We start from the raw sequence: 22,223 nt of genomic DNA, 5'->3' as shown, positions 1-22,223 counted from the left end.
CCCTTAAGCCGCATCGCGCTTGGCTTCGTTGCGGTAGGCCTCTACCGCCGCGATCAAGGCTTGAAGTATCTCGGCGCTCTCGCCGATCACCGACAGGTCGGCCCGTTTGATCATGTCGCAGCCCGGATCGAGGTTGATCGCCACCACCTTGTCGCAGGCACCGATGCCTTGCAGGTGCTGGATCGCCCCGGAAATCCCCACCGCCACATAGACCCGAGCGGTGACCCAGGTGCCGGACGCGCCGACCTGACGGTCGCGGGCCATGAAGCCGTCATCCACCGCCACCCGGGAGGCACCTTCGGTCGCGCCCAACGCTTCGGCGGTCCTGTGGAAAAGTCCCCAGTCCCTGACCCCATTGCCGCCGGAGAAAATGAACTCGGCTTCGGCCATCGGAATCGCGGCCGGATCGACTGCCACCGCGCCCAGGTCTTCGATGCGCGACAAACTGCGGGCGACATCTGTGGATAACTCCACGGGCAATACTTCGTGACGGGTTTCGCTGACCGGCTCGGCGCATTCCACGGCGGCCAGAATCAGGCGTGCCGCCGGGCGCGCAAGGTCTTGCAATCCCGCACCGGCGCGGCCGATGCATTCCTGGTCCTTGACCTGCCAGACCCGCGTGGCCGGGCGTTCGCCCAGTGCGGCAGCAAAGCGTCGACCCAGTTCGCCGCCACCGGTGCGACTGTCCGGCAGTAACCAGTGGCGCGGACTGAATTGGTTATCCACAGCCCTCAGGCCCTGGACACGTTGTTCTGGTGCATAACCGCTGAATTCATCGCCATCGAGCACCAGCAAGCGATCGACGCCCGCGGTGGCGAAAGCATTTTCCTTGTGTTCACCAAAGACTACGGCCAATACCGCGCCATCGTTGCCGGCCAGTTGATGCGCCAGACCGAGCAGGTCGCGGTCATGGCTGCTCAAGCGGCCACCGACCATGTCCGGCACCACGCTGATGTAGAACGCAGGTGCAGGCACCTGATGCAACGGCAATTGCACTTCAACCGCGGCCGAGCGCTTGCTCGCCCCGCCCTGCTGAGCGCCGCTGCGGTCGATGCGCTTGATGCCGTTGGGACCGATGAAACCGATGCCATGGGGATTCTTGCGGATGACGCCGTTAGGCCCCATCCAGCTGTGTTGCACCGGTTGCATTGCCGCATGCAGCGGATGCAAGCGGTTGCGGGCGATCCATTCGGCGCGTGGATCGCGGCGGATAATGTCGCTCATCAGTGGGCCTCCGCAGGTTCTACACGTTTGGCCGGCGCATTGGGCTTGCTCGGTGCAGCTTCTTCGAGCAAGGCATCCGCGACCAGTTCGGCAATGTCCTTGATCAGCGGACGGGGTTCGACCACGCCTTCGAGCATCGCGGTGCATTGCGGGCAACCCACGGCCACCAGTTCGGCGCCGGTTTCGCGGATGTCTTCCATGCGCATGTCGGGGATCCGCTGCTTGCCCGGAATGTCGGTGATCGGCGCGCCGCCACCGCCGCCGCAGCAGCGCGAGCGGAAACCGGAGCGTTCCATCTCTTTCACTTCAATCCCGAGGGCGCGCAGTACTTCCCGTGGCGCCTCGTATTCGCCGTTGTAGCGGCCGAGGTAGCAAGGGTCGTGATACGTCACGCTGCTGCCTTTGTGCTGGCCGAGATTCAGGGCGCCAGCGCCGATGATTTCCGCCATATAGGTGCTGTGATGCTGCACGAGGTAGTTACCGTCGAAGGCGCCGTACTCGTTTTTCAGCACATGGAAGCTGTGCGGATCGCAGGTGACGATGCGGTTGAAGCTGTATTTGGCCAGGGTCTGGATGTTGCGTTTGGCCAGCAGCTGGAAGGTCGCTTCGTCGCCCAGGCGTCGGGCCACGTCACCGCTGTCGCGTTCTTCGAGGCCCAGTACCGCAAAGTCGACCTTGGCTGCTTTGAGTACTTTGACGAAGGCGCGCAGGGTGCGCTGGTTGCGCATGTCGAACGCACCGTCGCCGACCCAGAACAGCACGTCGACCTTTTTCTTCTCGCTGAGCAGGTCCAGGTTCAGGTCCGCCGCCCAGTTCATCCGTCCGCCCGGGGCGAAACCGCCCGGGTTGTCGGTGGCGATCAGGTTTTCCAGGACTTCGGCGCCCTTGTTCGGGGTCGCGCCCTTTTCCAGGGTCAGATGGCGGCGCATGTCGACGATCGCATCGACGTGCTCGATCATCATCGGGCATTCCTCGACACAGGCGCGGCAGGTGGTGCAGGACCACAGGGTTTCAGCGTCCACCAGGCCGTTGACGATCGGTTGATGCGGGTTACCGGCGTGCTCCCCGACTGGCTTGCCTGGATAAGGGCTGCCAGCGAACTTGGCATCGGTGCCACCCGCCAGTCCGACCACCATGTCCTGAATCAGCTTTTTCGGGTTCAGCGGCTGGCCGGCGGCGAACGCCGGGCACGCGGCTTCGCATTTACCGCACTGCACGCAGGCGTCGAAGCCGAGCAACTGGTTCCAGGTAAAGTCCTTGGGTTTTTCCACGCCCAGTGGCGCGCTCGGGTCGTTCAGGTCCAGCGGTTTCAGGCCGGTGGAACGACCGCCGCCAAAACGCTCGGCGCGACGGTGCCAGGCCAGGTGCAGGGCACCGGCGAAGGCGTGCTTCATCGGTCCGCCCCAGGTCATGCCGAAGAACAGTTCGCTAACGCCCCACAGCACACCGAGGCCGAGGATCGCTGCCACTACCCAGCCACCGAAGTTTTCCGGAAGGATGCCGGCGACCGGCAGGGTCAACAGGAAGAAGCTGACCGAGAATGCCAACAGGCTTTTCGGCAAGCGCATCCACGGGCCCTTTGACAGGCGAGCCGGTGGGTTGCGGCGACGCAGGTAGACAAATATCGCACCGACGAACATCACTGCCGTCATCAACAGCAGTGCATAACCGAGGATACGGTTATGCAGGCCGAAACCGTGAACCAGAATCGCCAGTACAATGGACGCCACCGCGCCGCCAGCCGTGGCGACGTGGGTATTGGCGATGTATTTGTCCCGCGCGACAACGTGGTGCAAATCGACCATGTAACGCTTGGGCATGGCGAACAGGCCGCCAATCAGGTCGACTTTCGAAGCCCGGCCCCGGCGCCACATAGCCACCCGCCGCAACGCGCCCAGGGCAGCCAGGCCCAGGGCAGCGAACAACAGGATTGGAAGAAGGGTGTTCAACATGGTGGAGCTCCCAAAGACCGCACGGTCTTGCAGGCCAAACTACCTGGATGCCTTGCGCGATGCCCTGTGTGGGAGCGAGCTTGCTCGCGAAAAACCGGAGAACGCCGCGTTAAATCAGACTGTACGCGTCATCGTTCACGGTCATCGCGAGCAAGCTCGCTCCTACAGGGTTATCCACAAGCTCTTAGAAATCCTTGCAGAGCCGCAGCGCGTCGTAGATCGCCGCGTGTACGTTGCGCTGAGCCACACAGTCGCCAATGCGGAACAGCAAGTAACCGTCACCCGGTTGGCTCAACGAAGGTTGCGGCTTGATCGCGAACAAGGCTTCGACGTCGATCTGGCCCTTGTTGCGTGAACCTTCCTTCATCGCGTAGTAGATCTCTTCGTCCGGACGCACGCCGTTTTCCACGACCACCTGGTCCACCACCCGCTCCTCTTTGGCGCCGGTGTATTCGTTTTCCAGTACCGCGACCAGCTTGTCGCCTTCGCGGTAGACCTTCTCCAGCATCATGTCGCCGGTCATGATCACTTCTTTCGGATACATGCTGCGGTAGTACGTCGGGAACGATGTGCCGCCAATCGCCACGCCGGGCTTGATATCGTCGGTGACGATCTCGACCTGGCTGCCTTTGTCGGCCAGGAAGTCAGCCGTCGACATCCCGGTGAATTCGCAAATGGTGTCGTAGACCAGCACGTTCTTGCCCGGTGCCACCTTGCCATCCAGAATGTCCCAGCTGCTGACCACCAGGCCTTCGGCCGCGCCCCAGTGCTCGTTCTGCTCCAGGAAGGAATGACCGCCGACGGCGAGCACGACTACGTCCGGACGCAGGTCGAGAATGGCCGGCGCATCAGCCGCCACGCCCAGGCGCAGGTCGACTTTCAAGCGCGCCAGTTCCAGCTGATACCAGCGGGTGATACCGGCGATCTGGTCCCGTTGCGGTGCTTTCGAAGCAGTGGTGATCTGCCCGCCGATGAATTCCTTTTTCTCGAACAGGGTCACGTCGTGGCCTCGTTCGGCGGCCACACGAGCAGCTTCCATACCGGCAGGGCCGGCACCGACCACCACGACTTTGCGTTTAACGCCCGTGGTTTTTTCGATGATGTGCGGCAGGCCCATGTACTCACGGGATGTCGCCGCGTTCTGGATGCACAACACATCCAGGCCCTGGTATTGCCGGTCGATGCAGTAGTTGGCGCCGACACATTGCTTGATCTGATCGATCTGGCCCATTTTGATCTTGGCGATCAGGTGCGGGTCGGCGATGTGGGCACGTGTCATACCGACCATGTCGACGTAACCGCCCTCCAGGATACGGGTCGCCTGGTTCGGGTCCTTGATGTTCTGCGCGTGCAACACCGGTGCCTTGACCACTTCCTTGATACCGGCCGCCAGGTGCAGGAACGGCTCCGGTGGATAACTCATGTTCGGAATCACGTTGGCCAGGGTGTTGTGGGTGTCGCAACCCGAACCCACGACGCCGATGAAGTCCAGCATGCCGGTATCGTCGTAATACTTGGCGATCTGTTTCATGTCCTCGTGGGACAAGCCATCCGGGTGGAATTCGTCACCGCACAGACGGATGCCGACGCAGAAATCCGGCCCGACTTCGGCCCGCACGGCCTTGAGCACTTCCAGGCCGAACCGCATGCGGTTTTCGAAACTGCCGCCCCATTCATCGGTACGCTTGTTGACGCGCGGGCTCCAGAACTGGTCGATCATGTGCTGGTGCACAGCGGACAGTTCGACGCCGTCCAGCCCACCGGCCTTTGCCCGGCGCGCGGCCTGCGCGTAGTTACCGATCACCCGCCAGATTTCCTCCGGCTCGATGGTTTTGCAGGTAGCGCGGTGCACCGGCTCGCGCACGCCCGAGGGCGACATCAGCGTTGGCCAGTTAAAGCCGTCCCAGCGTGACCGACGACCCATGTGGGTAATCTGGATCATGATCTTGGCGCCATGCTTGTGCATGGCGTCGGCGAGATTCTGGAAGTGCGGAATGATGCGGTCGGTGGAGAGGTTCACCGAACTCCACCATTCTTGCGGGCTGTCGATTGCCACCACGGAGGAACCGCCGCAAATCGCCAGGCCGATCCCGCCCTTGGCTTTCTCTTCGTAATACTTGACATACCGATCGGTGGTCATGCCGCCGTCGGTCGCGTAGACCTCGGCGTGCGCAGTGCTGAGCACGCGGTTGCGGATGGTCAGTTTGCCGATCTGGATCGGCTGGAACATTGCTTCGAAAGCCATGGCGGAATCCTCGACTTACAACGGCTTGACGGTGAACAAACCGTCGTCGTGGCCTTCTTCGGAGCCACCGTAGACTTGTTCGGCGACCGTGCGGATCTTGCTGCCGCGAGCAGCCAGGATCTGGTCCATGGCACCGGCAAACCAGCCGGTGAACATGTAATCGACCTTGCGGCCGACCTTGCCGTACACATAGACAAATGCGGAGTGTTCGAGCTTGACGCTGGCCGTGCCTTTGTCGAGGTCGATGTCCTGGATCTTGAACAGGCCCCAGCCCCGTTGCGACAGACGCTTCATGTAGTGCTCGAATACCGCGACGCCTTCCAGGCCGTGGCACTCGGCTTCTTTTTCACACCAGTGCCAGGCGGACTTGTAGCCGGCCTTGTAGAGGATGTCGGCGTAGGCGTCGGCGCCCAGCACTTCCTCAATGCCCATGTGGTTGTTGACGAAGAAGTGGCGCGGCACATACAGCATCGGCAGGGCGTCGGAGGTCCAGATACCGGTTTCGCTGTCGACTTCGATAGGTAATTGTGGGGCGATCTTGGCCATGGAAACTTAACTCCAGAAAAATTTTGGTGTTGCCCCCGGCGCGGACGGCCGGGGGAAAGGATTCAGAGGTGCGGTGGCTTATTCGCCCCAGACATCTTTCAAGACGCTGACCCAGTTCTCGCCCATGATCTTGCGCACCACGCGCTCGGAATGGCCGCGCTTGAGCAGGGTTTCGGTCAGGTTCGGGAACTCGCCGACGGTGCGGATGCCCAGCGGGTTGATGATCTTGCCGAAGCTGGTCAGTCGGCGGGCGTAGCCCTTGTCATGGGTCAGGTATTCGAAGAAATCCTGGCCATGGCCCTGGGTGAAGTCGGTGCCGATGCCGATGGCGTCTTCGCCGACAATGTTCATGGTGTATTCGATGGCTTCGGCGTAATCGTCGATGGTCGAATCGATGCCCTTGGCCAGGAACGGGGCGAACATGGTCACGCCGACGAAACCGCCGTGATCGGCAATGAACTTCAGCTCTTCATCGGACTTGTTGCGCGGGTGGACTTTCAGGCCCGACGGCAGGCAATGGGAGTAGCAGACCGGCTTCTTCGATTCGAGGATGACTTCCTCGGAAGTCTTGGAACCGACGTGGGACAGGTCGCACATGACACCGACGCGGTTCATTTCGGCAACGATCTCGCGACCGAAACCCGACAGGCCGCCATCACGCTCGTAGCAACCGGTACCGACCAGGTTCTGGGTGTTGTAGCACATCTGCACAATACCGACGCCCAGTTGCTTGAACACTTCGACATAGCCGATCTGGTCTTCGAAGGCGTGGGCATTCTGGAAACCGAAGAGGATGCCGGTCTTGCCCTGCTCCTTGGCTTTACGGATGTCGGCGGTGGTGCGCACCGGAATCACCAGGTCGCTGTTGTCGCGGATCAATTTCTGGCTGGCGGCGATGTTGTTGACGGTGGCCTGGAAGCCCTCCCACACCGATACGGTGCAGTTGGCCGCGGTCAGGCCGCCCTTGCGCATGTCTTCAAACAACTCGCGGTTCCACTTGGCAATAATCAGCCCGTCGATAACGATGCTGTCGGCGTGCAATTCGGCTGGGCTCATCAGGCTGTCCCCTATTAGCGATTCATGCGCCGAATCGTGTGCCGGCGCTTTGGGGCCAGCATATGCCTCGGTGCACCGGCAGCCGGGTGCAAAAACGACAAGGGAATTGCCGAAAGCGTCAATCCGCGACAAAGGGTCGCCCACTGGCCGGATAACCCACCTGTTCAAGCCCGGCCGCTTGCGCCAGAATCCTTCGCATCACTGGATTTTTCACTGGATTTAGGGGCGGCGGCGCAATGAAATCGATCTTCCTGGCTTTGGCACTGATAGCGACCGGCGCGCAGGCGGCTGAAGAGGCCGATGACAACCCCTGCGACGCCGTCGAAAACGCAATACAGACCCTGGAGTGCTCGGCCTACAGCAGAACCGCTGCAGAAGATCTGCTCAGCGAGAACTACAAAAGCCTCACCGAGCGCATGCAGGTGCTCTACGGCAAGAACCCGGCGCAACTGACCGACGTCACCGCCAAGCTCAAGGCGGCCCAGCAACAGTGGCTGAAAACCCGGGATGCGGATTGCGCCGTCGAGGCGTTCCCGGCGACCAGCGGCAGCAAGGCCTTCACTATTGCGCAGAATGATTGCGTGGCGCGGATGAGTGATGAGCGGTCGGAGTTTCTGGAGTCGATCGGGCAGGAGTAAGAACATAAGCATGGAGAATAATTTGATCCCACACGAAGTAGTCGGTCTTATCGTCGACGGTGCAACGCCTATTCGCGCCTGGCGCGAACACCTCAGCCTCACACAGGACGAAGTGGCCAAACGCATGGGCATTTCCCAGCCGGCCTTCGCTCAGCAAGAAACCGTCGCCAAGCCTCGCAGAACGACCCGAGAAAAAATTGCCGCGGCGTTTGGCATCACCGCCAACCAGTTAGAGCTGTAAGCTGCGCGCCACTATCGGAAAAGGGATTGAAATGAACATCTGCGGCATCGAAATCAAAGGCAGCGAAGCGATTATCGCGGTGGCCTCCCTCGACGGTCTGGCGCTGAGCCATGTCGCCCTGGCCACCAAGAAAATCGCCTTGGAGGATGACGACGAGGCGGCAAACGTCAAAGTATTTGCGGCTCAAGTGGCGTCGTTTGTGCGCGAGAACTCCATCGATCGGATCGCGATCAAGAAACGCAGCAAGAAAGGCGAATTTGCCGGTGGGCCGACCACGTTCAAGATCGAAGGGGTTTTCCAGATGCTGGAGAATTGCGAGGTGACGCTGTTGTCGCCGCAGACGATCAATGCGCAGAACAAGAAGTTCGGTTTTGAGCTGCCGGCGACGTTGAACAAGTATCAGCATGAGGCGTACAAGGCGGCGTGTTCGGCGCTGATGAAAAAGTAATGACACACATCCTGTAGGAGCTGGCTTGCCAGCGAAGAGGCCATCACATTCAACATCAATGTTGACTGTTACGCCGCCTTCGCCGGCAAGCCGGCTCCTACAGGAGCGGCGTTATGCTTTCAGGCTTTGTCGCCGGTCTTCCCGCGGGCACCGCTCAAACTTCGCCCGATAACTGCGGGTGAAATACGACGGCGATTCAAATCCGCACGCGATACTCACCTCCAGCACGCTCATGTCGGTCTGACGCAATAACTGCCGGGCCTTTTCCAGCCGCAGGCGCAGGTAGAAGTTGCTCGGCGTGTCATTCAAATGCAGGCGAAACAGGCGTTCCAGCTGCCGGCGCGTCACTTTGATCGACTCCGCCAGTTCCAGCGTACTCAGCGGCGGTTCACTGTGCTGCTCCATCTCGCCAATCACCTGCACCAGCTTCTTGTTACGGATGCCATAACGCGTGGCGACTTCCATGCGCTGGTGGTCTTTGCGCGGGCGGATGCGGCCGAGTACGAATTGTTCGCTGACCTGGATCGCCAGCTCCGGACCGTGGGCCTGGGCGATGAGGTCGAGCATCAGGTCGATGGAAGCGGTGCCGCCCGCTGAAGTGATACGGCGACGGTCGATCTCGAACAGCTCCTGGGTAACGCTGAGTTGCGGGTAGGACTCCTTGAAGGCGTCAATGGCCTCCCAATGCAAGGTCAGGCGATGACCATCGAGCAGGCCGGCCTCGGCGAGGACGAAGCTGCCGGTGTCGATGGCGCCGAGGGTCACGCCTTCGTGGTCCAGACGGCGCAGCCAGTGTTCCAGTGCCGGGGTGGCGAATTTCAGCGGTTCGAAACCGGCGACCACCCATAGGGTTGCACCTTTTTTCAGCGGCTCCAGCGCTGCGTCGGCATTGACCGACATGCCGTTGCTGGCCAATACCGCGCCACCGTCGGCGCTCAGCACGTGCCAGCGGTACAGCTCGCCGCGAAAGCGATTGGCGACCCGCAACGGCTCGATAGCCGAGATGAACCCGATGGCCGAGAAACCCGGCATCAACAAGAAGTAGAAATCCTGGGACATGGAGCGCACTCGACTGGCAGGTAACGAGAGGCGGGAAGCGTTTGAACGTTGATACGCCAGTTGCACGCGGCATTCAAGAGTACAGGTCGCCGCAGTGCAAGAGCTGGTCGCCGCAGTGCGCTTTCACGGGGGCCATGCTGCGTAACTTGGCATCACCGGCACGCAGATGCCGGAACCCACAATAACGTTTGCCGAGGAACCCGACATGAAACGACTGATCAGCAGCTGTGTTCTTGCACTCAGCGGTACCGCCTTCTTGAGCGCCAGTGTCATGGCGGCCGAACCCGCTGCGTGCCAGAACGTGCGCATGGGCGTAGTGAACTGGACCGACGTGATTGCGACCAGTGCGATGACCCAAGTATTGCTCGACGGCCTCGGCTACGACACCAAACAAACCAGCGCGTCCCAGCAAATCATCTTCGCCGGGATCCGCGACCAGCGCCTGGACCTGTTCCTGGGCTACTGGAACCCGCTGATGACCCAGACCATCACGCCTTTCGTCCAGGCCAATCAAGTCAAGGTTCTGGAAGCCCCAAGCCTGAAAGATGCCCGCGCCACCCTCGCCGTTCCGACTTACCTCGCCGACAAGGGCCTGAAAACCTTTGCCGACATCGCCAAGTTCCAGAAAGAACTGGGCGGCAAGATCTATGGCATCGAGCCCGGCTCGGGCGCCAACACCCAGATCAAGGCGATGATCGCCAAGAATCAGTTTGGCCTGGGCAAGTTCCAGCTGGTCGAGTCCAGTGAGGCCGGCATGCTCGCCGCGGTGGATCGGGCCGTGCGGCGCAAGGAAGCGGTGGTGTTCTTCGGTTGGGCGCCGCACCCGATGAACGTCAACGTGCAGATGACTTATCTCACTGGCAGCGAAGACGCCCTGGGCCCGAACGAAGGCATGGCCACGGTCTGGACCGTCACCTCGCCGAACTATGCCGAGCAGTGCCCGAACATCGGTCGTCTGCTGAGCAACCTGACCTTCACCGCCGAAGACGAGAGCCGGATGATGCAGCCGCTGCTGGAGCACAAGGACGCCTTCGAATCGGCCAGGCAATGGCTGAAGGATCACCCGCAAGACAAGCAACGCTGGCTCGAAGGCGTGACCACCTTCGATGGCAAACCAGCAGCTGAAAACCTGCAACTGACCACTCAATAAACCCGATTGAACCACCGATTCGCAGCCCCACCGGGCTGCGAACGGAATCATCACGCCTGCAAGGAACCCGTCTCATGAACCACGACGTCATCATCACCTGCGCACTCACCGGTGCTGGCGACACGACCGCCAGAAGCCCACACGTGCCGGTCACCCCGAAACAGATCGCCGCGGCGGCCGTGGAAGCCGCCAAGGCTGGTGCCACCGTGGTTCACTGCCACGTTCGCGACCCGCAAACAGGCAAATTCAGCCGTGACGTCGTGCTGTATCGCGAAGTGATGGAGCGCATCCGCGAGGCCGACGTCGACATCATCGTCAACCTCACCGCCGGCATGGGCGGCGACCTGGAAATCGGTGCGGGCGAGAACCCGATGGAGTTCGGTCCCAATACCGACCTGGTCGGCCCGCTGACCCGCCTGGCCCATGTTGAAGAACTGCTGCCGGAAATCTGCACCCTCGATTGCGGCACCCTGAATTTCGGCGACGGCGACACCATCTATGTGTCTACCCCGGCGCAGCTGCGCGCTGGCGCCAAACGCATTCAAGAGCTGGGCGTGAAGCCTGAGCTGGAAATCTTCGACACCGGTCACCTGTGGTTCGCCAGGCAGATGATCAAGGAAGGCCTGCTGGACAACCCATTGTTCCAGCTCTGCCTGGGCATCCCGTGGGGGGCCCCGGCGGACACCACCACCATGAAAGCCATGGTCGACAACCTGCCGGCCGACGCGGTCTGGGCCGGGTTCGGCATCGGTCGCATGCAGATGCCGATGGCCGCCCAAGCAGTGTTGCTCGGCGGCAACGTGCGGGTCGGTCTGGAAGACAACCTGTGGCTGGACAAGGGCGTGTTGGCGACCAACGGCCAATTGGTCGAACGCGCCTCGGAAATCCTCAGCCGCCTCGGCGCCCGCGTGCTGACCCCCGCTGAAGGCCGGGCAAAAATGGGCCTGACCCAGCGCGGCTAAACCCACACACAAAACCCCTGTAGGAGCTGGCTTGCCAGCGAAGAGGCCGGTACATCCGCCGCAACTTTCTGCGGTGCTGAAATCGCCTACGCCAGCAAGCCGGCTCCTACAGAGGGATCACCGAACCCTTTAGGAAGTTGCCATGAGCTTTATCACTGATATCAAAACTTTCGCCGCCCTCGGAAGCGGTGTCATCGGCAGCGGCTGGGTCTCCCGCGCCCTGGCCCACGGCCTCGATGTGGTGGCCTGGGACCCGGCGCCCGGTGCCGAAGCCGCCCTGCGCAAACGCGTCGCCAATGCCTGGGGCGCACTGGAACAACAAGGCCTGGCACCCGGCGCATCACAGGATCGCTTGCGCTTTGTCGCCACCATTGAAGAGTGCGTTCGCGACGCGGATTTCATTCAGGAAAGCGCCCCTGAGCGGCTGGACCTGAAACTGGAACTGCACAGCAGAATCAGCGCGGCAGCCAAACCGAATGCCCTGATCGGCTCCAGTACCTCAGGGCTGTTGCCGAGTGAGTTTTACGAAAGCTCGACCCACCCGGAACGCTGCGTCGTCGGGCACCCGTTCAACCCGGTTTATCTGTTGCCGTTGGTCGAAGTGGTGGGTGGCAAACACACTGCACCTGAAGCCGTGCAGGCAGCGATGAAAGTTTACGAATCCTTAGGCATGCGTCCGCTGCATGTGCGCAAGGAAGTGCCGGGATTTATCGCCGACCGCCTGCTCGAAGCCCTGTGGCGTGAAGCCCTGCATCTGGTCAACGATGGCGTGGCGACCACCGGTGAAATAGACGATGCCATTCGTTTTGGCGCGGGCCTGCGCTGGTCGTTCATGGGTACGTTCCTGACTTACACCCTGGCGGGTGGCGATGCGGGCATGCGCCACTTCATGGCGCAGTTCGGTCCGGCATTGCAGTTGCCGTGGACCTATTTGCCGGCGCCGGAACTGACAGACAAGTTGATCGATGATGTGGTGGATGGCACCCGTGATCAGTTGGGCACGCACAGCATTTCGGCATTGGAGCGCTATCGTGATGATTGTCTGCTGGCGGTGCTCGAGGCGGTGAAAACCACCAAAGAGAAGCATGGGATGGCGTTTAGCGAGTAACCCTCACGTTTATGGGCCAGCAGGTCTGCCCTCATCGCGAGCAGGCTCGCTCCCACAGGGGATTTGCTGGGTGAGATAGATTGTATTCACACCTCAAATCAACTGTGGGAGCGAGCCTGCTCGCGAAGACGGCAGTCCAGTCAACACACATCTTGGATCAATCATCATGCCCACCCTCACCACCTACCAGACCACAATCATCCCCGACTGGGTCGACTACAACGGCCACCTGCGCGATGCCTTCTACCTGTTGATTTTCAGCTACGCCACCGACGCCTTGATGGACCGCCTGGGGATGGACAGCAACAACCGCGAAGCCAGCGGCAACTCACTGTTCACCCTCGAACTGCACCTCAATTACCTGCACGAAGTGAAGCTCGATGCCGATGTCGAAGTGCACACACAGATCATCGGCCACGACAGCAAACGCCTGCACCTCTACCACAGCCTGCACCTGCCGGGCGATGACAAGGAACTGGCGGGCAATGAGCAAATGCTGCTGCACGTCGACCTTGCCGGCCCGCGATCCGCGCCGTTCAGTGAAGAGACCTTGAGCAAGCTGCAAGCCATCGTCGCCGAGCAGGCCGACTTGCCCGCCCCCGCCTGCATTGGGCGGGTGATCGCGCTGCCACAGGCAAAATAGCCTCCACCGAACAACCACCACCGACCAAGGAGATCGCCATTGAACACCGCCGCCGCTTTTGCCGACTTCCGTACTTACCCGCTGATCAGCGCGCTGGCTGGCGTGCAAGCCCTGACGGATCGCGTCATGGTGAAATGGGCCGACGACCGTGTCAGCCCCTTTCATCACCAATGGCTGCGGGACAATTGCCCGTGTCCGCTGTGCGTCTACACGGTGACCCGCGAGCAAGTGCTGGAAATCGTCGACGTGGAAGAAGATCTTGTTGCTGCAGAGACGAGCGTCGACGCCCAAGGCTGCCTCTGCGTCGCATGGCAGGACGGCCACCGCAGCCGCTTCGATCCGGGCTGGCTACGGGCCCACGCCTATGACGATGAGTCCCGTACCGAACGCCGCGCCAGCAAACCGCAATCAAGGCTCTGGCACGGCGACTTACCGTTGCCGGTGTTCGACTACCCGGCGCTGATGAACGACAACGACGCCTTGTTGCAGTGGCTGTTGGCGGTACGCGACATCGGCCTGACCCAGGTCCGTGGCGTGCCCACCGAACCCGGCTCGCTGAAGCTGATTGCCCAGCGGATTTCCTTCATCCGCGAGAGCAACTTCGGCGTTTTGTTCAACGTGCAATCCAAAGCTGATGCCGACAGCAATGCCTACACCGCCTTCAACCTGCCGCTGCACAGCGACCTGCCGACCCGGGAGCTGCAACCTGGGCTGCAATTCCTGCATTGCCTGGTCAATGACGCCGAGGGTGGCGAGAGTATTTTCGTCGACGGGTTCGCCATCGCCGAAGCCCTGCGCCAGGAAGATCCCGAAGCGTTTCAAGCCTTGTGTGAAATCCCCGTGGAGTTTCGCAACAAGGATCGTCACAGCGACTACCGCCGCCTCGCGCCGATTATCGCGCTGGACGCATGTGGGCAGGTGTCGGAAATCCGTATGGCGAACTTCCTGCGCGGTCCGTTCGATGCATCGGTGGAGCAGATGCCGAAGCTGTATCGCGCTTATCGCCGGTTCATTGCCATGACCCGTGAGCCTCGATTCAGACTGATGCAAAGGCTCAATCCCGGGGAGCTGTGGTGTTTCGACAATCGCCGTACCCTCCATGCCCGCAATGCTTTCGATCCGGGCACCGGCGCGCGGCATTTCCAGGGTTGCTATGTTGATCGGGATGAGCTGCTGTCGCGAATCCTCGTGTTGCAACGTTAAACCGCGTCATCGTTCATCGTTCATCGCGAGCAGGCTCGCTCCCACAGTGGTTTTGCGTCGTGCACAAATCCCCTGTGGGAGCGAGCCTGCTCGCGAAGGCGTCAGTCCAGACACCAAATTCCCTACTGATTCACACACAAAAAAAACCCCGATCAAGCCGTGACAGGATCGGGGCAGAGGTGGGTAACTGTTGAGGAGCCGTTGCGCGAGGGTGACCAAACCTTCGTGTAGCCAGCTGAATCCAGTGTGCCTCCTCCGCTAATTGGCAAGTTAGCCGAAAACGACATGTTCATAGCCATTGCGGTCATTGCGACAAATTGCCCTTGCCGCCACCCAGAGCCCCAACCAGAATCGAGCCAAGACCACGTTCCCCGAAGAAGGATTGCGTCATGATGCACACCGATTTGATTGACCAGGAAGACCTGTTGGGCCAACTGAAGTCGTTGGGTTTTAACGTACCGAGCGGCTCCACCGCAGAGCAGGCTTGCGAGTGTGCGGTGCGGGGTTTGAACGATGAACGGGCGATGACGCTGCGGACCATGGTCAAACAGATGTACACCAGCAGCGCGACCATCCTGCCGGCTGTGCGCCAGGCTATCGACAAGCAATTGCTGCCGGCATTGGCGGAATATCAACAGAGCCGTAGCGCCTGACAGGACGCCTTCGCGGGCAAGCCCGCTCCCACAGTGGTTGTGCGTCGTCCACACAATTGATGCATCGGCGCACAACTTGTAGAAGCAGGCTGCCCGCGATGCAGGCGCCTCGGTCTCCCGCAGTGGTTGTGCGTCGTCCACACAATTGATGCATCGGCGCACAACCTGTAGGAGCGGGCTTGCCCGCGATGCAGGCGCCTCGGACTAGAGCCTTACGCTGGCAAAAGTCGACTCGTTGCGCGCCTGACTCAACGCCGACAACGGACCGGATAATGGCGACAGCACCAGTGCCTGCGGCAGCGGCATCATCGCCACTTGTTGCGTGGTGTTGGAGCCGACGCGTTCGTCGCGTGGCGGAATGCCGAAGTATTCGCGGTAGCACTTGGAGAAGTGCGGCGTAGACACGAACCCACACACCGATGCCACTTCGATGATCGACATCGGCGTTTGCTTGAGCAGCTGCCGGGCGCGGATCAGGCGTAGTTTCAGGTAGTAACGCGATGGCGAGCAGTGCAGGTACTTCTGGAACAGCCGCTCCAGCTGACGACGGGACACGGCGACGTACACCGCCAGTTCGTCGAGATCGATCGGCTCTTCCAGGTTGGCTTCCATCAGCGCGACGATTTCCTGCAGCTTCGGCTGGTTGGTGCCGAGCATGTGCTTGAGCGGTACACGCTGGTGATCCTGCTCGTTGCGAATGCGCTCGTAGACGAACATTTCCGAGATCGCGGCCGACAGTTCACGACCGTGATCGCGGCTGATCAGGTGCAGCATCATGTCCAGCGGCGCGGTGCCGCCGGAACTGGTGAAACGGTTACGGTCGAGAGTGAACAGGCGCGTACTCATGGCGACACGCGGAAAGGCTTCCTGCATCGAGGCCAGGCATTCCCAATGCACGCTGCAATCGAAGCCGTCCAGCAGGCCAGCGCAGGCCAGGGCCCAACTGCCGGTGCAGACCGCGCCGAGACGGCGGGACTGACGCGCCTGGCTTTGCAGCCACGACACATGTTCGCGGGTAACGGTGCGCTGGATGCCAATACCGCCGCAGACAATGATGGTGTCAAGAGGCGGCGCTTTGTGCATGGAGCAATCAGGGGTGATCTGCAGGCCGTCACTGGCCCAGACCTGACCGCCATCGACGGTGATCGTGGTCCAGCGATACAGCTCGCGACCGGACAATTGGTTGGCCATGCGCAGGGGTTCTACTGCGGAGGCCAAAGAAATAAGCGTGAAATTGTCCAGCAGCAGAAAGCCGATGGATTGTGGCGCACGGTTCTGGGGTTGGGCCCCGGAGTTGAACGTCGTCATCGCGGTATCTCCTCACACAAAGCGGGTGATGGCCTCAGGCGGCTCTTGTTATTGCCATCGTTCTCGCGTGGGAGACGGGCTTTGTAATGACAGAGCAATTGTCATGCCTAAAATTGAATACGCGTTCAATAAATCCTGAAAACGACGTCGGAATGTGTCTGCATATGACGCAAATAGAATGTGGGATTTTAGTGCCAACAAGGGCGGCAAGCGCTACGTAGGGTTGCGTGTGAGCAGTTCGGTATCACTTGTGGGAACAGGGCTGCGGCGGGGCTTGGGAGAGTGTCACCACACGCACAGGTGACGAGCGGTCAGGGCTGGTTTTGAAGCAGGTTCTCGGGTTGACGACTTATCTGTAAGCGACGCGCCAAAAAATGGCGCGTTTAACTTTGTGTGTGCATTTTGCGAGCAATTTTGACTGGTCTGACGCTATCTGCAGAAGCCGGCTTGCTGGCGAACCGGCGGCGCGTTGTATCAGATACACCGCCTACACCTGTAGGAGCCGGCTTGCCGGCGAACCGGCGGCGCGTTGTGTCAGATACACCGCCTACACCTGTAGGAGCCGGCTTGCCGGCGAACCGGCGGCGCGTTGTGTCAGATACACCGCCTACACCTGTAGGAGCCGGCTTGCCGGCGAAGGCGGCGGCACATTCGCTATTAATAGCGACTGACACACCCTCTTCGCTGGCAAGTCGAATCGTCGCACCGCAGCGCCTACAGGGGGTTGCGGCGTGTCAGCACTCGACGGCGCTGACCGCCAAACCACCCCGCGACGTCTCTTTATATTTGTCATGCATATCGGCCCCGGTATCGCGCATGGTCCGGATCACCCGATCCAGCGAGATAAAGTGCTGACCGTCACCCCGCAGCGCCATCTGCGCCGCGTTGATCGCCTTCACCGCCGCAATCGCATTGCGCTCGATGCACGGCACCTGCACCAGCCCACCCACCGGATCGCAGGTCAGACCAAGGTTGTGTTCCAGACCGATCTCCGCCGCGTTGCACAGTTGCTCCGGCGTGGCACCGAGAATCTCCGCCAACCCGGCCGCCGCCATGGCGCAAGCCGAGCCGACCTCGCCCTGGCACCCGACTTCCGCGCCGGAAATCGAAGCATTCTTTTTGCACAGAATCCCCACCGCCGCCGCGCTAAGGAAATAGTCGACTACGTTGGCGTCAGTCACCACTTCGCTGAACTTCATAAAGTAATGCAGCACCGCAGGAATGATTCCCGCCGCGCCGTTGGTCGGCGCCGTGACCATGCGTCCGCCAGCGGCGTTTTCTTCATTGACCGCCAGGGCGAACAGGTTCACCCACTCCATGGCGCTCAGCGTCGAGCCAATCACGTTAGGCTTGTTCAACTCCTGCAGGCTACGGTGCAGCTTGGCCGCGCGCCGACGCACGTTCAGGCCGCCGGGCAAGATGCCTTCGTGTTTGAGGCCCTGTTCGACGCAATCTTGCATCGCGCGCCAAAGTTTCATCAGGCCGGCGCGGATTTCTTCTTCGCTGCGCCAGACCTTCTCGTTGGCCATCATCAATTCGGCAACACGCAGGTTGTGTTGCTTGCACAGACTGAGCAGCTCGGCGGCGCTGGAGAAGTCGTACGGCAACACCGTGCTATCCAGGTCCACCACACCGCTGCTGGCTTGTGCTTCATCGACGACAAACCCGCCGCCGATGGAATAGTAGGTATCGCGATGCAGCTCACCCTCATCGCCTTCGGCAACCAGGGTCATGGCGTTGGGGTGGAATGGCAGGTTTTCGTCGATCAGGCGCATGTCCCGCGCCCAGATGAACGGCACAGGCAAGCGCCCGTCGAGCAACAGCGTATCGGACTCGCGCAGGCTGGCAATGTGGAGTCCGATCTGCGACGGATCGATCGCGTCCGGCCACTCGCCCATCAGCCCCATGATCACTGCGTTGTCGCTGCCGTGGCCGATGCCGGTGGCCGACAGCGACCCGTACAGCTGGACTTCCACACGCCGCACTCGCTCCAAAAGCCCCTGCTCACGCAAACCTTGCACGAACAACGCCGCGGCCCGCATGGGTCCGACGGTGTGCGAACTGGAAGGGCCAATACCGATTTTGAACAGGTCGAAAACGCTGATAGCCATTACTGCCGAACTCCTGGATGTGCCAACTCCAGACGCAAAAGCGCCTGGCGACGGAGCTGCTACGCTCAAGCTGCAATCCGCCGGTATGGCTGCATCATCCGGCTTTTACCTTGTCATTCGACGTCTGACACCGACGTACTCTTGTCCACCAACGCCGCATGCGTTTTACGCTGTGTTTTCGCCGTTTTTTTGCGGTTCAAAGCAACGAACAGGGCTGAAAAAAGCTGTAAGCGACGTCACCGATACTGGATGCGACCCTCCCTGTACTGGATACGACGCACCCTGTAGGCGTCAGATTTTCACTGGTACATGATCGTATCGACTCGATTGCAAGGCACCGTGGTAAAGATGTCTCCAAAACGCCATCCAACCGCAACCTAATTAAGTGCGGTGGTCCAGTCGGAACACTGCCAAAAAAAACACCAAGGAGTCCATTCATGAAAGGTTCCCCGCCGTTGTTGTTGGCCGCCATGCTGAGTCTGCCGTTTCTGGCGCAAGCCGCAGAACCGGCCCAGTGCAAAACCGTAAACTTCTCTGATGTCGGCTGGACTGACATCACCGTGACTACCGCCACCACCAGCGTCGTGCTCGATGCCCTGGGCTACAAGACCAAGACCACGATGATTTCCGTGCCAGTGACTTACAAATCCCTGGCCGATGGCAAGAACATGGACATATTCCTGGGTAACTGGATGCCGACCATGGAAAACGACATCAAGGCTTACCGTGATGCCGGCACCGTGGACACCGTGCGCGCCAACCTGGAAAACGCAAAATACACACTTGCCGTCCCCGAAGAGTTGTATAACAAGGGTCTGAAGGATTTCGCCGACATCGCCAAGTTCAAGAAAGAACTCGACGGCAAGATCTACGGCATCGAACCGGGCAACGACGGTAACCGACTGATTCAGAGCATGATCGACAAGAACGCCTTCGGCTTGAAAGACGCCGGCTTCAAGGTGGTCGAATCCAGCGAGGCAGGCATGCTCTCGCAAGTCGATCGCGCCCAGCGCCGCAACACCTCCGTGGTGTTCCTGGGCTGGGAACCGCACCCGATGAATACCCGATTCAAGATGAAGTACCTGACCGGCGGCGACGAGTTCTTCGGCCCCAATTTCGGCCAGGCGACCATCTACACGAACACCCGCAAGGGCTACGTTCAGGAATGCAGCAACGTGGGGCAGTTGCTGAAAAACCTGGTGTTTACCCTCGACATGGAAAGCACGCTGATGGGCAACGTCCTGGACGACAAAATGAAGCCTGACGCGGCCGCCAAGGCCTGGCTGAAAAAAAATCCACAGGTCCTCGATACCTGGCTCGCTGGCGTGACCACCATTGACGGTAAACCAGGCCTGGAGGCCGTCAAAGCCAAGCTCGCACAGTAATCGCTTACGCCGGAGAAGGTAACTTCCCCGGGCTGTTTATTTCCTTGCATGCGGACGTTCACTACCATGCTGATTGATCAGAAAATACCTTTAGGCCAGTACATTGCAGGCTTTGTTGAATGGTTGACGCAAAACGGCGCCAGCACCTTCGATGCCATCGCCTTGTCACTGGAAACGATGATCCACGGCGTGACTTTCGCGCTGACCTGGTTCAACCCGCTGGCATTGATCGGCCTCATCGCGCTCATCGCACACTTCATCCAACGAAAGTGGGGGCTGACCGTTTTTGTCATCGCTTCCTTCTTGCTGATCCTGAACCTGGGGTACTGGCAGGAAACCATGGAAACCCTTGCCCAGGTGCTGTTCGCCACCCTGGTCTGCGTACTGATCGGCGTGCCGTTGGGCATCGTCGCCGCGCACAAGCCGATGTTCTACACACTGATGCGACCGGTACTCGATCTGATGCAGACCGTGCCGACCTTCGTTTACCTCATTCCTACCCTGACCCTCTTCGGTCTGGGTGTGGTCCCGGGTCTGATCTCCACGGTGGTGTTCGCGATTGCCGCGCCCATCCGCCTGACCTACCTGGGCATTCGCGATGTCCCGGAAGAATTGATGGACGCTGGCAAGGCCTTTGGCTGCTCGCGACGTCAGTTGCTCTCACGGATTGAATTGCCTCACGCCATGCCAAGCATCGCGGCCGGTATCACCCAGTGCATCATGCTGTCGTTGTCGATGGTAGTGATCGCGGCACTGGTGGGCGCCGACGGTCTGGGCAAACCCGTGGTCAACGCACTGAACACTGCTGATATCGCCTTGGGCTTCGAAGCAGGCCTGGCGATCGTACTGCTGGCGATCATGCTCGACCGTATCTGCAAACAACCCGACGCCAAAGTAGGGGGTGACGCATGAGCATTATTCGCTTCGATAACGTCGACGTAATTTTCTCCAAGGATCCACGCGAAGCACTCAAGCTGCTGGATCAGGGCATGACCCGTAACGAGATTCTGAAAAAGACCGGGCAGATCGTTGGGGTCGAAAAGGCCAGCCTGGACGTCGAGAAAGGTGAAATCTGCGTATTGATGGGCCTGTCCGGCTCCGGCAAGTCCAGCCTGCTGCGCTGCATCAACGGCCTCAACACCGTCAGCCGTGGCAAGTTGTTCGTCGAGCACGAAGGCAAGCAGATCGACATCGCTTCCTGCACCCCGGCGGAACTGAAAATGATGCGCACCAAGCGCATTGCGATGGTGTTCCAGAAGTTCGCCCTGATGCCTTGGCTGACCGTTCGCGAGAACATCAGTTTCGGTCTGGAAATGCAGGGTCGTCCGGAGAAGGAACGGAGAAAACTGGTCGATGAAAAACTCGAACTGGTGGGCCTGGCCCAGTGGCGCAACAAGAAGCCCGACGAGCTGTCCGGCGGCATGCAGCAACGTGTGGGCCTGGCCCGCGCGCTGGCGATGGACGCCGACATTCTGCTGATGGACGAACCCTTCTCGGCCCTCGACCCACTGATCCGCCAGGGCCTGCAGGACGAATTGCTGGAACTGCAAAACAAGCTCAGCAAAACCATCGTGTTCGTGAGTCACGACCTCGATGAAGCCCTGAAGCTCGGCACCCGTATCGCGATCATGAAAGACGGCCGTATCATCCAGTACAGCAAACCCGAGGAAATCGTCCTCAACCCGGCGGACGACTACGTGCGAACCTTCGTCGCCCACACCAACCCGCTGAACGTGCTGTGCGGCCGCAGCCTGATGCGTACCCTGGACAACTGCAAACGCATCAACGGTTCGGTATGCCTGGATCCAGGTGGCGATTCGTGGCTGGACCTGGCCGAAGGCAACACCATCAAGGGCGCACGCCAGAACGGTGCAAGCCTGGACCTGCAGAACTGGATTCCAGGGCAAGCGGTGGAAGGCCTGGGCCGTCGGCCGACATTGGTCGACTCCAACATCGGCATGCGCGATGCGCTGCAGATTCGTTACCAGACCGGCAACAAGCTGGTGCTGCACGATAACAACAAGGTGGTGGGGATCCTGGGTGACAGCGAGTTGTATCACGCGCTGCTCGGCAAGAACCTGGGCTAAGAAGCAACACAAACAAAAACGCCGCGAGAGATCGCGGCGTTTTTGTTTATGGGATATCGGGTCATGCAGCTGTGCGGCTGATGGCCCCTTCGCGAGCAGGCTCGCTCCCACAGGGGGGGGGGGAGGCGCCGGGGGGGGGGGGCCGGGGCGCGGGGCGCGCGGCGGGGGGGGGCGGGGGCAGCGCCCCCCCCCCAAGCCGCAGAT

General features: G+C 60.5%; 19 protein-coding genes and 1 pseudogene. 12 read left to right on the top strand and 8 right to left on the bottom strand.

What is annotated here, in order from left to right; genetic code table 11:
- Positions 1–3: 3 nt before the first annotated feature.
- The 5 genes from etfA to J2W17_RS29495 all read right to left on the bottom strand — a co-directional run bounded on the left by etfA (position 4) and on the right by J2W17_RS29495 (position 7,023).
- Positions 4–1,224, bottom strand: coding sequence for an electron transfer flavoprotein subunit alpha (gene etfA, locus J2W17_RS29515; RefSeq protein WP_307343327.1), 1,221 nt, complete (start codon positions 1,222–1,224; stop codon positions 4–6).
- The gene (dgcB, locus tag J2W17_RS29510; RefSeq protein WP_307343324.1) at positions 1,224–3,176 is read right to left on the bottom strand and encodes a dimethylglycine demethylation protein DgcB; all 1,953 of its coding nucleotides are present in this window, start codon (positions 3,174–3,176) and stop codon (positions 1,224–1,226) included. Before dgcB ends, etfA begins: the two co-directional genes overlap by 1 nt.
- A gap of 184 nt (positions 3,177–3,360) precedes the next feature.
- Entirely contained in the window at positions 3,361–5,421 is a 2,061-nt protein-coding gene (gene dgcA / locus J2W17_RS29505; RefSeq protein WP_307343320.1) for a dimethylglycine demethylation protein DgcA, read from the bottom strand.
- Between the two features lie 15 nt (positions 5,422–5,436).
- Positions 5,437–5,967 carry a DUF5943 domain-containing protein gene (locus J2W17_RS29500; RefSeq protein WP_307343317.1) on the bottom strand — a complete coding sequence of 177 codons (531 nt, stop codon included), beginning with the start codon at positions 5,965–5,967 and terminating at the stop codon, positions 5,437–5,439.
- A 78-nt stretch (positions 5,968–6,045) separates the two neighbouring features.
- On the bottom strand, positions 6,046–7,023 hold the full coding sequence (locus tag J2W17_RS29495) for a dipeptidase (RefSeq protein ID WP_307343314.1): 978 nt from the start codon (positions 7,021–7,023) through the stop codon (positions 6,046–6,048).
- Between the two features lie 236 nt (positions 7,024–7,259).
- On the opposite strand from J2W17_RS29495, the gene J2W17_RS29490 reads away from it, so the two are divergent.
- The 3 genes and pseudogenes from J2W17_RS29490 (at position 7,260) to J2W17_RS29480 (ending at position 8,350) form a co-directional block, all read left to right on the top strand.
- The gene (locus J2W17_RS29490; RefSeq protein WP_307343312.1) at positions 7,260–7,661 is read left to right on the top strand and encodes a lysozyme inhibitor LprI family protein; all 402 of its coding nucleotides are present in this window, start codon (positions 7,260–7,262) and stop codon (positions 7,659–7,661) included.
- Between the two features lie 10 nt (positions 7,662–7,671).
- Positions 7,672–7,902, top strand: a pseudogene (locus J2W17_RS29485) (helix-turn-helix domain-containing protein); the annotation flags it as partial.
- Between the two features lie 31 nt (positions 7,903–7,933).
- Positions 7,934–8,350 (top strand): DUF3010 family protein, encoded by a 417-nt coding sequence (locus J2W17_RS29480; protein WP_307343310.1) that lies wholly within the window; start codon positions 7,934–7,936, stop codon positions 8,348–8,350.
- Between the two features lie 111 nt (positions 8,351–8,461).
- On the opposite strand, the gene J2W17_RS29475 is transcribed toward J2W17_RS29480, so the two are convergent.
- Positions 8,462–9,409 carry a GlxA family transcriptional regulator gene (locus tag J2W17_RS29475; protein ID WP_307343307.1) on the bottom strand — a complete coding sequence of 316 codons (948 nt, stop codon included), beginning with the start codon at positions 9,407–9,409 and terminating at the stop codon, positions 8,462–8,464.
- A 205-nt stretch (positions 9,410–9,614) separates the two neighbouring features.
- Here J2W17_RS29475 and J2W17_RS29470 point away from each other — a divergent pair, with 205 nt between their 5' ends.
- From J2W17_RS29470 to J2W17_RS29445, 6 genes are all read left to right on the top strand, one after another.
- The gene (locus tag J2W17_RS29470; protein ID WP_307343304.1) at positions 9,615–10,559 is read left to right on the top strand and encodes a choline ABC transporter substrate-binding protein; all 945 of its coding nucleotides are present in this window, start codon (positions 9,615–9,617) and stop codon (positions 10,557–10,559) included.
- Between the two features lie 74 nt (positions 10,560–10,633).
- Entirely contained in the window at positions 10,634–11,521 is an 888-nt protein-coding gene (locus J2W17_RS29465) for a 3-keto-5-aminohexanoate cleavage protein (RefSeq protein ID WP_307343301.1), read from the top strand.
- 142 nt (positions 11,522–11,663) lie between these two features.
- Positions 11,664–12,629, top strand: coding sequence for an L-carnitine dehydrogenase (locus J2W17_RS29460; RefSeq protein ID WP_307343298.1), 966 nt, complete (start codon positions 11,664–11,666; stop codon positions 12,627–12,629).
- A gap of 166 nt (positions 12,630–12,795) precedes the next feature.
- Positions 12,796–13,272: a thioesterase family protein gene (locus tag J2W17_RS29455; protein ID WP_307343295.1), complete on the top strand. Its 477-nt coding sequence runs from the start codon at positions 12,796–12,798 to the stop codon at positions 13,270–13,272.
- A 39-nt stretch (positions 13,273–13,311) separates the two neighbouring features.
- Positions 13,312–14,475: a gamma-butyrobetaine dioxygenase gene (locus J2W17_RS29450; RefSeq protein WP_307343292.1), complete on the top strand. Its 1,164-nt coding sequence runs from the start codon at positions 13,312–13,314 to the stop codon at positions 14,473–14,475.
- Positions 14,476–14,864: 389 nt separating this feature from the next.
- On the top strand, positions 14,865–15,128 hold the full coding sequence (locus J2W17_RS29445) for a hypothetical protein (protein WP_307343289.1): 264 nt from the start codon (positions 14,865–14,867) through the stop codon (positions 15,126–15,128).
- Positions 15,129–15,332: 204 nt separating this feature from the next.
- On the opposite strand, the gene J2W17_RS29440 is transcribed toward J2W17_RS29445, so the two are convergent.
- Positions 15,333–16,436: a GlxA family transcriptional regulator gene (locus J2W17_RS29440; protein ID WP_307343287.1), complete on the bottom strand. Its 1,104-nt coding sequence runs from the start codon at positions 16,434–16,436 to the stop codon at positions 15,333–15,335.
- A 734-nt stretch (positions 16,437–17,170) separates the two neighbouring features.
- Positions 17,171–18,547 carry an L-serine ammonia-lyase gene (locus tag J2W17_RS29435; RefSeq protein ID WP_307343284.1) on the bottom strand — a complete coding sequence of 459 codons (1,377 nt, stop codon included), beginning with the start codon at positions 18,545–18,547 and terminating at the stop codon, positions 17,171–17,173.
- Between the two features lie 437 nt (positions 18,548–18,984).
- Here J2W17_RS29435 and J2W17_RS29430 point away from each other — a divergent pair, with 437 nt between their 5' ends.
- The 3 genes from J2W17_RS29430 (at position 18,985) to choV (ending at position 22,019) form a co-directional block, all read left to right on the top strand.
- Positions 18,985–19,932, top strand: a complete 948-nt coding sequence (locus tag J2W17_RS29430) for a choline ABC transporter substrate-binding protein (RefSeq protein ID WP_307343281.1) — start codon at positions 18,985–18,987, stop codon at positions 19,930–19,932.
- Positions 19,933–19,998: 66 nt separating this feature from the next.
- The gene (gene choW / locus J2W17_RS29425; RefSeq protein ID WP_307343278.1) at positions 19,999–20,844 is read left to right on the top strand and encodes a choline ABC transporter permease subunit; all 846 of its coding nucleotides are present in this window, start codon (positions 19,999–20,001) and stop codon (positions 20,842–20,844) included.
- Complete coding sequence (choV, locus tag J2W17_RS29420) at positions 20,841–22,019, top strand: choline ABC transporter ATP-binding protein (protein ID WP_307343275.1); 1,179 nt, start codon at positions 20,841–20,843, stop codon at positions 22,017–22,019. The genes choW and choV overlap by 4 nt, the downstream gene beginning before the upstream one ends.
- The last annotated feature ends 204 nt before the right edge of the window (positions 22,020–22,223 follow it).

Source organism: Pseudomonas lini, assembly GCF_030812475.1.
Classification (GTDB): domain Bacteria; phylum Pseudomonadota; class Gammaproteobacteria; order Pseudomonadales; family Pseudomonadaceae; genus Aquipseudomonas; species Aquipseudomonas lini_A.
Note: the sequence above shows the minus strand (reverse complement) of the source record. Positions and strands in the feature narration are given on the sequence as shown.

Bases quoted from the DNA above. Each gene is read 5' to 3' on its own strand.
- etfA (WP_307343327.1), bottom strand. From the start codon at position 1,224: ATGAGCGACATTATCCGCCGCGATCCACGCGCCGAATGGATCGCCCGC.
- choV (WP_307343275.1), top strand. From the start codon at position 20,841: ATGAGCATTATTCGCTTCGATAACGTCGACGTAATTTTCTCCAAGGAT.
- choW (WP_307343278.1), top strand. From the start codon at position 19,999: ATGCTGATTGATCAGAAAATACCTTTAGGCCAGTACATTGCAGGCTTT.
- J2W17_RS29495 (WP_307343314.1), bottom strand. From the start codon at position 7,023: ATGAGCCCAGCCGAATTGCACGCCGACAGCATCGTTATCGACGGGCTG.
- J2W17_RS29490 (WP_307343312.1), top strand. From the start codon at position 7,260: ATGAAATCGATCTTCCTGGCTTTGGCACTGATAGCGACCGGCGCGCAG.
- J2W17_RS29455 (WP_307343295.1), top strand. From the start codon at position 12,796: ATGCCCACCCTCACCACCTACCAGACCACAATCATCCCCGACTGGGTC.
- J2W17_RS29500 (WP_307343317.1), bottom strand. From the start codon at position 5,967: ATGGCCAAGATCGCCCCACAATTACCTATCGAAGTCGACAGCGAAACC.
- J2W17_RS29475 (WP_307343307.1), bottom strand. From the start codon at position 9,409: ATGTCCCAGGATTTCTACTTCTTGTTGATGCCGGGTTTCTCGGCCATC.
- J2W17_RS29465 (WP_307343301.1), top strand. From the start codon at position 10,634: ATGAACCACGACGTCATCATCACCTGCGCACTCACCGGTGCTGGCGAC.
- J2W17_RS29480 (WP_307343310.1), top strand. From the start codon at position 7,934: ATGAACATCTGCGGCATCGAAATCAAAGGCAGCGAAGCGATTATCGCG.
- J2W17_RS29430 (WP_307343281.1), top strand. From the start codon at position 18,985: ATGAAAGGTTCCCCGCCGTTGTTGTTGGCCGCCATGCTGAGTCTGCCG.
- dgcB (WP_307343324.1), bottom strand. From the start codon at position 3,176: ATGTTGAACACCCTTCTTCCAATCCTGTTGTTCGCTGCCCTGGGCCTG.
- dgcA (WP_307343320.1), bottom strand. From the start codon at position 5,421: ATGGCTTTCGAAGCAATGTTCCAGCCGATCCAGATCGGCAAACTGACC.
- J2W17_RS29460 (WP_307343298.1), top strand. From the start codon at position 11,664: ATGAGCTTTATCACTGATATCAAAACTTTCGCCGCCCTCGGAAGCGGT.
- J2W17_RS29440 (WP_307343287.1), bottom strand. From the start codon at position 16,436: ATGACGACGTTCAACTCCGGGGCCCAACCCCAGAACCGTGCGCCACAA.
- J2W17_RS29445 (WP_307343289.1), top strand. From the start codon at position 14,865: ATGATGCACACCGATTTGATTGACCAGGAAGACCTGTTGGGCCAACTG.
- J2W17_RS29470 (WP_307343304.1), top strand. From the start codon at position 9,615: ATGAAACGACTGATCAGCAGCTGTGTTCTTGCACTCAGCGGTACCGCC.
- J2W17_RS29435 (WP_307343284.1), bottom strand. From the start codon at position 18,547: ATGGCTATCAGCGTTTTCGACCTGTTCAAAATCGGTATTGGCCCTTCC.